The sequence below is a fragment of the Maricaulis sp. genome (genome assembly GCF_015665295.1).
In the GTDB taxonomy this organism is placed as follows: Bacteria; Pseudomonadota; Alphaproteobacteria; order Caulobacterales; family Maricaulaceae; genus Maricaulis.
The window spans coordinates 112,530-125,227 of record NZ_JADFAJ010000001.1; the positions used below are offsets into that span (position 1 = coordinate 112,530).

General features: G+C 60.7%; 6 protein-coding genes. 1 reads left to right on the top strand and 5 read right to left on the bottom strand.

Translation table 11 applies throughout. The features are described 5' to 3' along the window. Positions 1-21: 21 nt before the first annotated feature. The 4 genes from cysN to rfbC form a co-directional block, all read right to left on the bottom strand. Positions 22-1,917: a sulfate adenylyltransferase subunit CysN gene (cysN, locus tag QZZ02_RS00585; RefSeq protein ID WP_291841578.1), complete on the bottom strand. Its 1,896-nt coding sequence runs from the start codon at positions 1,915-1,917 to the stop codon at positions 22-24. Then, positions 1,917-2,885 (bottom strand): sulfate adenylyltransferase subunit CysD, encoded by a 969-nt coding sequence (cysD, locus tag QZZ02_RS00590; RefSeq protein WP_291841579.1) that lies wholly within the window; start codon positions 2,883-2,885, stop codon positions 1,917-1,919. The genes cysN and cysD overlap by 1 nt, the downstream gene beginning before the upstream one ends. Before the next feature lie 176 nt (positions 2,886-3,061). Then, entirely contained in the window at positions 3,062-3,898 is an 837-nt protein-coding gene (locus tag QZZ02_RS00595) for a sulfotransferase (RefSeq protein WP_291841581.1), read from the bottom strand. A gap of 215 nt (positions 3,899-4,113) precedes the next feature. Next, positions 4,114-4,674, bottom strand: a complete 561-nt coding sequence (rfbC, locus tag QZZ02_RS00600) for a dTDP-4-dehydrorhamnose 3,5-epimerase (protein WP_291841582.1) — start codon at positions 4,672-4,674, stop codon at positions 4,114-4,116. A gap of 200 nt (positions 4,675-4,874) precedes the next feature. On the opposite strand from rfbC, the gene rfbA reads away from it, so the two are divergent. Further along, positions 4,875-5,750: a glucose-1-phosphate thymidylyltransferase RfbA gene (rfbA, locus tag QZZ02_RS00605; RefSeq protein ID WP_291841584.1), complete on the top strand. Its 876-nt coding sequence runs from the start codon at positions 4,875-4,877 to the stop codon at positions 5,748-5,750. 91 nt (positions 5,751-5,841) lie between these two features. On the opposite strand, the gene QZZ02_RS00610 is transcribed toward rfbA, so the two are convergent. After that, the gene (locus tag QZZ02_RS00610) at positions 5,842-11,529 is read right to left on the bottom strand and encodes a glycosyltransferase (RefSeq protein WP_291841585.1); all 5,688 of its coding nucleotides are present in this window, start codon (positions 11,527-11,529) and stop codon (positions 5,842-5,844) included. Between the last annotated feature and the right edge of the window lie 1,169 nt (positions 11,530-12,698).

Below are 12,698 nucleotides of genomic sequence, written 5' to 3' on the forward strand. Positions count from 1 at the left end.
CGGGCGATGCCATCCCCAAAACTATCCGAGACGTCCCCTGCGCTTGAGCTCGGCAATCACCTGGTCGGCGGCATCTTCAGCACTGAGATCGGCTGTACGAATGTGCAACTCAGGCGTTTCCGGTGTTTCGTAGGGACTGTCGAAACCGGTGAAGTTCTTGATCTCGCCAGCCTTTGCTTTCTTGTAAAGCCCCTTCGGATCACGCTCGATGCAGACCTCGAGCGGCGCATCGATAAAGACTTCGATGAACTCGCCATCATCGACCAGTTCCCGAACCATTTGCCGTTCCGAGCGGAAGGGCGAAATGAAGGAACAGGTCACGATCAGACCGGAATCGACGAAAAGTCTTCCGACCTCGCCGATACGACGGACGTTCTCGACGCGGTCCTCGTCGGTGAAACCAAGATCGCGGTTCAACCCGTGGCGGACATTGTCGCCATCCAGCGAATAGGTGTGGTGACCCGCTTGCGACAGCTTGCGCTCGACGAGGTTGGCAACCGTTGACTTGCCGGCGCCGGAGAGGCCCGTGAACCAGAGGATGGCCGGCTTTTGGCCCTTGATCTGGGCCCGGGCCTCCTTCGTCACATCCATCGCGTGATGGTGGATGTTGGACGCGCGGCGCAGGCCGAACTCGATCATGCCGGCACCGACCGTCTGGTTGGTGAAGCGGTCGATCAGTATGAATGCGCCCATGTCGCGGATCTGGTGATAGGGATCAAAGGCAATCGCGCGAGCCGTCGACATATTGCAGAAGCCGATCCCGTTCATTTCGAGCTTGCGGCTGGGCTTCTTCTCATAGGTATTGACGTCGACGCGGTGCTTCAGCGCCGACACGGTCGCCGGCGTCGTCGCCGTACCGATCTTGAGCAGGTAGGAACGCCCCGGAAGCAGGTCTTCCTCGGACATCCACAGCAATTCGGCAGCGAACTGGTCCGTCACCTCGGGGCGCGCATCGGCCGCCGCGATGATGTCGCCACGGGAGATATCGATCTCGTGGTTGAGGACCAGCGTTACCGCTTCGCCGGCAACGGCCTCGGCCAGATCACCGTCGGCCGTCACGATTCGTTCCACATTGGCCGCCTGGCCGGACTGCGCCACTATGATCGCATCGCCCAGCTTCACGGTGCCGGCGACGATCGTCCCGGAATAACCGCGGAAATTCAGATTGGGACGGTTCACCCACTGGACCGGCATGCGGAAGGGTTCGTTCTGGATCTCGCTATTGATGTCGAGACCTTCCAGGTGCTCGATTAGCGTCGGTCCGGTGTGCCAGCTCATCTCCTCGCTGCGCTTGGTGACATTGTCGCCATAGCGGGCCGACATCGGGATCGGCGTGATTGTCTCGAAGCCAAGCGCCTCGGCGCTCTTGAGGTAGCTGGCGACAATCTCATGGAAACGCCCCCGCGAGTGCTCGACGAGATCCATCTTGTTGACCGCCAACACGATGTGGCGGATGCCCATCATGCGCGCAATATACGTGTGACGCAGGGACTGGACGAGCACGCCCTTGCGCGCATCAATCATCATGACAGCGACATCGGCGGTCGAGGCACCTGTCGCCATATTACGGGTATATTGTTCGTGGCCGGGTGTGTCGGCGACGACGAATTTGCGCTTCTCCGTCGAGAAAAAACGGTAGGCGACATCGATCGTGATGCCCTGTTCGCGCTCGGCCTCCAGGCCATCAAGCAGCAGCGCGAAATCGATCTCGTCACCGGCGGTGCCGTGCTTGCGACTGTCGCGCTCAAGCACATTGAGCTGGTCTTCGAACAAAAGCTTGCTGTCATAGAGAAGACGACCGATCAGCGTCGACTTTCCGTCATCCACCGAGCCGCAGGTCAGGAAACGCAGAACGCCCTGGCCACCGGACTGGGTGAGCCGCTCCATCACGTCAGCGCGCGTGCTTTCAACAGTCATCAGAAGTAACCCTCGCGCTTCTTCTTCTCCATCGACCCGGCTTCATCATGGTCGATCAGGCGTCCGGACCGCTCAGAGGTCCGGGCCGTCAGCATTTCCATCACAATCTCTTCGAGAGTCTGGGCGCTCGACTCGATGGCACCGGTGAGCGGATAGCAGCCCAGGGTCCGGAACCGCACAAGTTTGAGATCCGGCTTCTCGCCCTCCTTGAGCGGCAGGCGCTCATCGTCGACCATAATAAGCTGGCCATCGCGCTCCACGACCGGCCGGTGGGCTGCGAAATAGAGCGGCACGATCGGGATGTCGTCCTCGAGGATGTACTGCCAGATATCCAGCTCGGTCCAGTTTGACAGCGGGAAGACGCGGATCGACTCACCCTTCTTGATCTTCGTATTGAAATTGCGCCACAGCTCGGGCCGCTGGTTCTTCGGGTCCCAGCCATGATTGGTGTCGCGGAACGAGAAGATCCGCTCCTTGGCGCGCGACTTTTCCTCATCCCGGCGAGCACCACCGAAGGCGGCGTCATACTGGTGCCGATTCATGGCAGAGCGCAGCGCCTCGGTCTTCAGCACCTGAGTGTGAAGCTGCGACCCGCTGTCCCACGGGTTCACCCCGCGGTCGATCGCTTCCTGATTGATTTCCACACGGATATCCAGTCCCAGCGCCTCGGCCAACGCGTTGCGATAGGTGATCATGTCGCGGAATTTGAAGGTCGTATCGACGTGCTGAAGCGGGAAAGGCAGTCGCGAGGGAAAGAAGGCCTTCAGGGCCAAGTGCAGCATGACTGCACTGTCCTTGCCGATCGAGTAGAGCATGACCGGGTTTTCAAACTCGGACGCCACTTCACGCATGATGTGCATGCTTTCGGACTCGAGTGCCTTCAAATGAGACGACAGCGGACGCGCCCGTTTCTTGGCCGACTTGAAGCGCTCGGCATAGGCCCGCACTGTTTCCTGGATCCCGCTCATTTTACCCTCATTCAGTCTTGTCGATGCACTGCCGAGCAGACGCCCTGCATCCTGTCGCGACTTAGGACAGGCAGCGGGCGATTACCACCCTCCGCCGATCCGGTGTGTCAGCCAGCCCGGGCTTTCGCGCAAGGGCGCTATCAACACCCACACCCGGGCCACGGGGGCTACCGGCATCAATCGGCGCCGACGTCGGCACTCTCGTCATCAAAATCATCTCCGGCATCCGCCGTGTCCTCGGTCGGCGCAGCGAAGTATTCAGCACCTTCGGAATAGCCGAACTCGAACATCACCTCGCCGCAAACCTCGCGGAATGTCGCGATCTCTTCAGCGGTCCATTCAACCTCATCAATCGACTTTGGTGTTGCGTTGAGATCGCCGCTCGATTGCGGCCGGTCATTCTGGAAAAAGCCGAGCATCTGTGCACGCTGCTCATCATCGAGGCGCAGGACCACACCGAGATCGCGGACGACCTTTTCGGGGTTCTGCGCGATCTCGAACTGGTCGATCTCGACAAAGTCACACTGCAGCCGGGCCCGGCTGACACGCCAGGCGGCCATGCACTTTGCCCAGGACTGGCAATGCCCTTCGAAGTCAACATGCGGAAATTTCTTCACCGCTGACCGTACAACCTCGATGCCGCGACGCTTGGCAAACACCACCTTCATGCCCGGGAAACCGCGCTGCATCAGCGGGATGGCCGTGATGCCATCAAGCCCCGGTGTCTTGTCGACGAATGCCGTCGAGCCATAGAACTCCTGGTACATGTCGCGGACCGGCTCCATCATCGCCTTTCGGAACTTGGCGGCATCGACGTGATGGAGCATGTGGTTCGGATTTTCGGCCTGGCGCTTCCGGCGCGCGAAATACTCGTTCACAGCGCGATTGAGCATCAGCACCACAGGATAGAAATGGCCTTCGCCATGCCCTGGAAGCCCGGTCGTCTTGCGGATCGTGTTCAGGAGGATACTGGTACCCGACCGGCCCGATCCGACAACAAAAATAGGCTCCATGCGATTTATCCTGTCCGTCGTTCTATCAGTTTGGCTGTTCATGCCCCGGAAGGACTCCGGTGCGGTTCATGGCGCTGGAAAATGCCGCCCGGCTCTGCCGGGACAGGTTTCTTTTGTCGTATCCGGCCGGAGAGTGCAAGCGCATGCACTGGCGGTAATGCGAGGTTTTTCGCAACTGCACACAGATGGACACAGCTGCCCGCGCATTGTCCCGATCACACGTAATGAAATGGCGACCGGAACTCGGCCCAGGACGTTGCCGCTGCATCCTTGTCAGAAAGCGTCACGTCGCCCGTGGCGACGGGCCAGTCAATGCCCAGGGCCGGGTCGTCAAAACGGACCGCACCGTCACATTCGCGATCATAATATGCGTTGACCTTATAGAGGACGTGGGTGTCCGGTTCCAGCGTGACAAACCCATGCAGGAAACCCTCCGGCACAAAAATCTGGACGCCATTATCGGCACTGAGTTCGGCCGAAACATGCTCGCCATAGGTCGGCGATCCGACGCGGACATCCACCGCTACATCCAGGATCCGGCCCTTCACAACGCGCAGCAGCTTGGCCTGCGCCATCGGCGGCGACTGGTAGTGCAGCCCCCTGACCGTACCGGCCTTCGCGGAACTGGAATGATTGTCCTGGATGAAGACCCGATCGATCCCTGCATCTGCAAAGGCGCGCGCATTGTAGCTCTCGCTGAAATAGCCACGTTCGTCGCCGAACCGGCGAGGTGTCACGAGTTTTACCTCTGGAATCGCCAATGATGTAACTGTCATCGAGACTTCCGCTCCTCTGTGCGCCGCTCTCTTGCGTCATAGAACAAGCGGCTACTTCATGCCAGTCTGTACGGCTTTCAAAATACAAGATAAACGCGTGCCCTAATATGGTATCTGCAGCCTCGGGATCAGGCTCGGGATCATCTGTTAAAGCGGACCGGAACGGCACCGCAATCGTGGCGACAACAGTGAGGTTTGTGATGAAAGGGATTGTTCTGGCCGGGGGAAGCGGGACGCGACTGCATCCAATTACGCTGGCGACTTCCAAGCAACTCCTGCCGATCTACGACAAGCCGATGATCTACTATCCGCTGTCCGTCCTGATGCAGGCCGGGATCCAGGATATTCTGATCATCACCACGCCGGAAGACCGGGCTGGCTTCGTGCGCCTGCTTGGCGACGGCTCGCAGTGGGGCGTCAACCTCAACTATATCGTGCAGCCAAGTCCGGACGGGCTGGCGCAGGCCTTCATCCTTGGTCGTGAATTTGTCGGCAATGACCCGGTCTGCCTGATTCTGGGCGACAATATCTTCTACGGTCACGGGCTGACCAACATGCTGCGCGACGCGGCCGCCCGGAAAACCGGCGCGACCGTTTTCGGCTACCACGTCAATGATCCGGACCGCTATGGCGTCGTCGAGTTCGATGCCGCCGGGCAGGTCCTGTCTCTGGAAGAGAAGCCGAAAAAGCCGAAGTCGAACTACGCGGTCACCGGCCTATATTTTTATGATAACGAGGTTCTCGACATCGCCGCCGACGTGAGACCGTCCGATCGCGGCGAGCTCGAGATCACCAGTGTCAATCAAGCCTATCTCGAACGCGATGCCCTGCATGTCGAACGCATGGGGCGGGGCTTTGCCTGGCTGGACACGGGAACAGTCGGGTCGCTGGTCGATGCCGCTGATTTCGTGCGGGCTCTGGAGCGCCGCCAGGGGCTGCAGATCGCGTGTCTGGAAGAAATCGCCTACAATAATGGCTGGGTCACCATCGACCATGTTGCCGAACGTGCCAACCTGTTGAGCAAGTCGAACTATGGTCAGGCGCTGAAGCGCATCGTCAAGCAGCACAAGCGCTGATCGGTCAGGTCGGCCGCAACAGGTGACAGAAATGAAAACGGCCCGGTCATCGACCGGGCCGTTTGCGTGTTGGCTCCGCTGCAGCAAACCCTCAGGACGCTGCGCGCAGCGCCTTTTCGTTGAACAGCGCGTTGAGCTGACCGACAAAATGCGCGACCGGATGCTCCGGCAGGAACGCCAGCACGTCCTTGCGGGCAGCCTTGCCGATTTCCTGCCACGACTCGCGTTGCGTCCAGGCCCGCTCAAGCGCTTCGGCAATCTCGGCTCTGTCAGGATTGGGCGCAATGTAGCCCGAGATATTGTCGCGCACGACTTCGGCATGGCCACCGATATCGGTGACAATGGGAACACGCGCCGAAATCATGGCGCTGATCAGCATGATCGGCAGACCTTCCATGCGCGACGGCATGAGAAGCGCATGATTGTCACGCCAGATCACGCCGATATCCGGCACCCGCCCGTGGAAGCGGAATGATGTGATGCCAGCCTTTTCGGCCAGGTCCTTCAGATTCTGCTCGTCCGGCCCGATTCCATAGAAATTGAACACGGCATTGCGCTTTTTCCAGGTCTCGCTGGCGGCTATGTCGACCAGTAGGTCCTGCCCCTTGTGAATGAACAGCAATTTTGACGGGATCGCGATCTGGTAGCCGGCATCGGCCGCCGGCCAGCGCGGCACGATCTGGCGGTTGATATGGTAGGGATTGAAGTGGACGTCGGCGTTGGGAAGCTTCGTCGCAAGACGGTCTTCCATGACGCGACGATTGTTCTGACAGGTAAAGAAGGCACAACGCGCACCCTCATAACCGGCCTTCACCTGGTCGGTCTTATGAGCCCGGACCGGCCAGAAGCGCGCTTCTTTGGTCAGCTGGTTGATGATGACGTATTCCAGCCCCGCAGCCTTCAACTCGGGATAATACTCGATGCCTTCGTCCTGGTCGCCGATCGAGACAAGGGTGAGATCCGGCTTGGCGGCCTTCAGCTGCCCGAAACCATCTTCTTCCTTGAACAGGAGCTTGATGCCGGCGCGTTCAAAATCATCAAAAAAGTCAGGGCGTGGCTGCCAGTTCTTGATCACGACCTGGACATCATGGCCCTGCGTTCGCAGCATCATCGCCGTTTCGCGCCACAGCATTTCGCTGCCGCCATAGTGGGAGCCGTTATTGGTTGTGATGATGCCGAAGCGCTTGCGATCAGCGATGCGCGATGCCGCGCCGCCCAGTAGATCGCTTACCTCGGGGCATTTGGAATTCTTCTCGACACCATCGGTCTTGTAGTCGCGATCAAGGAACCAGTCCAAACGCTCCAGCTGACGCGGCAGGACGGGGAAGTTGTCGACGAAATACCCGCGAATCCGGGCCAGCTCGCGCAGATAATCCAGCGACCGCCCCTCCTTGCGGGTCACACTGCCCTGGTGACGCCGGAAGTGATTAAGGCTGCGCGACACGAAGGCGATCTTTCCCTGGCGCAACATGTGGGCATAGAGCATCCAGTCGCCGGTAAACCGCATGGTGACCAGCTGATCCTCGATTCCGGCCACAGCCGACTTTCGCAGAAGCGCGGCACTCGCATTGGGAATTGTGTTGCGATAGACGAGCGCGTCCGCCACTTCACGCGTCCCCAGCTGGACATAATCCTGGTTCCAGCGCTCGGTCGAAATATCGTTGGTATGCGCGCGATTGTCTTGGGCAACCGTCTCGCCGTGCTCATCAATCTTGCGCGATTGCGCATAGACGATGTTCACCCCGTCGCGGGCCAGCGGCAACAGGCTCGCCAGGAAATCCGGTTCGCAACGATCATCCGCCTCGGCAATCCAGACCCAATCCGATTTCGCCATGTCGAACCCTGCCAACCACTGGCGATAGACGCCCTTGTTGGCCTTGTTGGCGATGATCCGGAACGGAATGTCCGACGCTTCGAGAATGCGCCGGGCGACCTCGACACTGTTGTCGGTGGAATTGTCGTCGAGAAAAATGATCTCGGTCGGGCGCACGGTCTGGTTCAGGATCGAACCGAGGCGCTCACCCATATAATGCTCGTAATTGTAGTTCGGCACGACGACGGTTACGGGCGGCAATCTGTCTGTCGCGGCGGATGCAGGCTCAGACACGCTCGCTGTCGCTGTCTCGATCACGGGGTTCGCGGCGGTGACAGCCTTGCCGTCCTTTGCTGGAGCCTTGCCGTCAAGCGCGTTGACCAGTACCTCATTTAGATCACGGGTCAGGGCCGTATGCGAGAAGCATTCGATCGCCCGCCGACGCCCGGCCTCACCGAGCTTGCGCAACAAGGCGGGGTCATCGAGCAGACGCCGCAGGATCGGCAGGGCCTCGAGCGGCTTGAGATAGTCGATCACATATCCGGTCACGCCATGATCGACGACCTCCGGCAATGCGCCATGGCGATAGACAATGCTCGGACGTCCCGCCGCAGCAGCTTCGGCGGCCGTTCTCCCGAAACTCTCGGCAAAATGCGAGAAATTGAGCATCACATGAAAGCCCTCGACGGCCTTGGCCGGATCGTCGGCATAGCCAGGAAACTCGACCATGTCCTCGCCACCCCAGGACTTGAGCTCCTTCTCGAGCCGCCGGGTTTCATCCGTATGCGGCCCGATCAGGCTGAAGCGGACATTCAGGCCATCATTCTTGCAGGCCCGCGCCAGAGTGACGACGTCCTCCACGCCCTTCTTCTTGATATTGCTGGACACCATGCCGGCGATCAGCGGGCCCCGGCCGACAACCGGTGGAGCCATCTTGAAGCGATCCGTATCAACAGCATTGTAAATCTGGAAGCTGCGATCACCGCCGAAGGTCTTGGCCGTCGCCCGCGAATTCACGACCAGATAATCCGATCGCGCCTTGACGTCCTCGATGATCTGCTTGGCATCGTGCCCGATGAAAGCCTGGAGGTCGGGGTCATCCGCAATGGCCTCGCGGACATGGCAGACAGCCGGCACATTTTCGGCGCGTGCAGCCAGCATTGGCTCCTTGAGGACGATCGTATTCACGTAAACAAGGTCGACGCCCTCGGCGCGGATCAGCTCGCGAAACCGGTCGATGACCTCGGGCCGGTCACCGAGCCCGTTGCGCCACCAGGCTTCACGCACGAAATGGATCTGATCGGCCAACGGCGCGACGGCATCGACATAGTTGCGGTGCGGGTTGGGCAGCGCCACGATGACCCGGTACTTGCTGCGATCAACCGCCGCAAGAACGTCAAGGAAGCTGCGCTCGCTGCCAAACAGTTTGCGACCGGCGGTGTGCGCCACGAACAGGATGGTCTGACGGCCCGCATCGTGAGCCACTTCCGGCCGCTGGGTCGGCAGTTTTTCGGGGCGCCCGGTATCGAGAAAATGCGCCAGCGGGCTGAGCCGCTCGAATTCTCCGAGATGCGTCGCGGCATACCAGTCGGGTGAGAAACTCGGATGGGGACGACGCCCCTCCTTCTCTCCGGCCATGACGTAATGGGTGAGCGGACAGATCGAGGCGGCCTCGACGTCAGGATGCTCTTCGAGATACCAGGCCGAGTAGAACCAGGGATTTGGATTGCGGCCCTCACGCCATCCGTCGCGCACATAATGAACAAGCGAAACAACGCCCGCCTTGCGCACGTCCACATTCTGATGAGCGTAGTATTTTGCGTCAAACAGCGGGTGCGGTGATCGCCCCTCCTTGTCACCCATGGACAGAAAGTGGTGCAGCGGATTGAGGCCCGAGGCTCTCACATCCGGGTTTTTGGCGAGATACCATTCCACGTCGAACAATGGGTGCGGCTGCAATCCGGCGACGGAACCCACCCGGATGAAGTGATCGATAGCATCATGCGGAAGCTGCAAGCCGAGCCGGTCGATCTGGCGGCGATAGAAGGATTCATCGAACAGAGGACCGGCTATCCGGGCCCGCTCCGCTGGCGAGACCGGTTTGGCGCCATTGGACAGGAGCGCATTTTCAAGGGCCCGAATGATCGAGACCTTGGCTTCGTTGAGCCGGTTGCGGCCCTGCTCAAGCGAATCGGCCTGCCTCGCGAGTTGGGCTTCAACCGAATTGACGCGGAGCTGCAATGACCGTTCGCGGCCTTGCGCACTCTTAGCCTCGCATTCCCAGAACTCCCGCTCCTTGGCGACCATGGTCAGCAGCGCGGCCTGACCATGGGCCCCTTCCGCTACCAAGCCACTGGCCGCTGCCTTCTGCGATTGCTCGAACAGGCGACGGTGCAATTGCCGCTCGCGCTCATCGGCCCGGGCCAGTTCATCGCGCAGGGCCACAAGCTCGTCGCGAATGGTCGCCTGCTCCGCCTTGAGTCGCTTCGCGAGCGCCCGCGACGCCTCGGCCGCCGGAGCCGCATCATGGCTGGCCACCAGCTTTCGGTAATTCTCTTCCATCTCCGCGACGGACGCCCAGGCCATTTCCGCATCGGCCCTTGCCTGTTTCAATTGCGCGGTAACACCATCGAGATCTCGCCGCGCCTGGACCTGTTGGTGCGCGCGCTCGTCTTCCAGCCGCGCGAGTTCAGCACGCAACTCGGAATCCGTTGAATCCCAGGTCTCTTTTCGGGCCTCCAGCAAGGCTTCGCGCTCTTCGCGAAGCTCGCTCAACTCGGCCTCCAGACTCTCGATCCGTGCTGCTGCTTCGGCGTCGCCTTCACGCAAGCGGGCTTCCGCGACAACCAGCTGCTCCTGCAAGTCAATGAGCGTGGAACGCAGCTCGCCCTCGGCGTCGCTGTGCGATCGGGCTTCCTCGGACTCGATCACCAGCAAATCCTCGATCCGCTGTTGAAGGGCGTCCACTTCCGCGCGAGGCGCCGCATGGTCGTCCCTGGCGGTCTGTAGCTGGGCCTTGAGTTCCCCGACCTGTGCAACGAGCGCCGTTCGCTCAGCGCTGACCGCGGAGACCTTGCCCGCTTCGGCACGCGCTGCCTCGAGTTCGGTACGCATCGAATTCAGGCGGTCCCCCATAACCCCGGACTGCGTCACGACTTGATGCAGCTGGCGCTTCAGGAGCGCGATGACTTCGGCCTCGTGTGCGCGCTCCTCGGTGCCGGTTTCTAACACCGCCTTGAGGGTGGAAATATCGCTCTTGAGCGCCTCAATCTCAGCACTCCGTTCTGCGACGGTTGCCTTCTGCTCATTGGCCTCGGCCGTCGCGGCCTGTATTTTCTTGTTACTGGCATTCGCCATGTCGAGCGCATCGCGCTCGCGCCGCATCGTGTTGGCCACAAGCGGGCCGAACATGGTGCAAGCCTGGTCAAAATCCGACCTGACCTTATCGAGTCGCACCAAGGTGGCAGGCTTGGCCTTGCCGCCTTCGCAAAGCTCGAGCAAGGCAGAATAGGCCTGTTTGACCCAATCTGAAACCGCACCGCTGGCCAGGACCTCGTCTTCACCAGCCTTGGCGCGCCGCAAGCGTTCATCCAGAAAGTCATCGATCGTGCGGTCGATTTCGATGGACCGTTTTGGCCAAGCCACCCCAAGCTCATTCGAGAGCCTGTCAACGACGCCGCGCCAATCCTTCAAGAGCGACGCGTAGGTCATGAAGGAGCGGACCCGGCCGCGCGTCGCGAATTCCGCATCCAACACATGGCGGAGCCAGAGCATGAGCCCGCGCTGCACGCCGAGACGGTCCCGGGTCTCGAGCGAGCGGGCGACTTCCACCGGATTGCGCAGGATTATGACCGATCGCGTTGCGAACCCGTCATCCTCAAGCAGGTCGAGCCAGTAGTCGGCAAAGCGGCAGACGCGCGGGTCCTTGACCGCGATCAGTGGCGCATCCCCGAACTCATCGGCCATAACCTGATGCAGATCCTGCCTGTATTTGTCGGACGCAGCGGTACGCCGCCAATCAGGATTGAAGGGCGTCCAGTCATCCCAATGCGACCCGGCATTCGCCAACAACGCCTCGTTCAACCGCATCAAACGACCGGATTCGGCATAGCCTTTTGGATTGGGCTGCCCAGCCGCCAATGGCGTGGCCGGATCCTTGGCTCCAAGGCGGTGCAAGACGCCGGTACAGGCCGAAGTTCCGCTGCGGTGCATACCAAGCACGACAATCGCTTCGCGGGCTTTCGCAGGCGACAGTTTCGCGGTGGCCGGCTTCGTGGCCGGCTTCGATTTTGTCGCGCCAGATGATCGGTGCTTGGCGGTTGATGCACTGGCAGGGCGTGATGCAGCCGTCGACTTGCGGGGCCTCGGTGCAGATTTCCCGGCAGCACCCGCCGCACTCTTCGCCGGTGCAGCAGGCTTTGAAGCCGGCTTCGCAGCGCTGTCACTGGCAGGCTTGGCTCCACTGCCGGATGCGGCCGACTTGCTCGTGGCCGATGGGGTCGGCGTCTTGCCCGCCTCTTTGTCACCAGCTGATTTACCGCTCGCCATGCATGCCCCCAGACCCTACCGACCCCGGCCTGAACCGACCAGATACTCGGCTTCTTAGTGCTGGATCGACGCTCGCTCGTCAACAGCCGGCGGCGCGTCCCGGACCGGCCTCTGCCGCGCCGCGTCATAACCTTGAATTTTCGAATTCACACGAAAGGCCGGGCGCAAGAGAAAACAGGGACACACAAGATGTGTTCAAGTCCAAACCCGGACGACTGCCAGCCGGCGTCTTCCAGGGCCCGCAGGACGTCGAACATTCCATCGCCCGGGCGGGCGGCAGTAGCGCGGAGCAATGGCTGCCGGCGGCAAGACTCCCGTCAAGACCGATGAATAACCGTCGCAGGCATGGCCGAAACCTTGCCCAGCCTCCCGGATGCGGCAGTCCCGCTCCTCGCGATCAAGAAATCACAGCGTGCGGATTTAACAGGCACGACCGCGTCAGAATCGACAGCTTCGACACCTGCGTGCGCGAGGCTGGCCACGTCGAGACGGCGTGCGCGCTCGATCAGATTGAATGGACCTGGATCAACAAGACCGGCTCGCCAGCGATCGCTAGTGCAAGGGTATATCGACACCTGCACCGCCTC